The organism is Pseudoalteromonas aliena (genome assembly GCF_038155085.1).
Classification (GTDB): Bacteria; Pseudomonadota; Gammaproteobacteria; order Enterobacterales; family Alteromonadaceae; genus Pseudoalteromonas; species Pseudoalteromonas aliena_A.
In genome coordinates, this window is the sequence record NZ_JBAKAU010000153.1 from 1 (window position 1) to 223 (window position 223).

The 223-nt window shown below is 37.7% G+C and carries 1 protein-coding gene; it reads left to right on the forward strand.

The window, feature by feature from the left end:
* Positions 1 to 223 (forward strand): DUF3653 domain-containing protein (locus V6260_RS18900; protein ID WP_341595600.1); only part of this gene is annotated, 223 nt, incomplete at both ends.

Below are 223 nucleotides of genomic sequence, written 5' to 3' on the forward strand. Positions count from 1 at the left end.
AAACAAACCCTGCCCACGTGCTGTACGAATGCTTGAGCAACGAATTAACCGACGTATCTCTATACATAAAGATTGGGATGGTTTTTATATTTGCCGAGAAGGTTATTTGTGGACACCGCGCGGTAAACGCTACGAACCAAGCTACTTAAACAAAATAGATATTTTGCAAAGCACAGTTCGATATCATGAAAGACATGTAAAAAAGTTACAACAAAAAATAGAT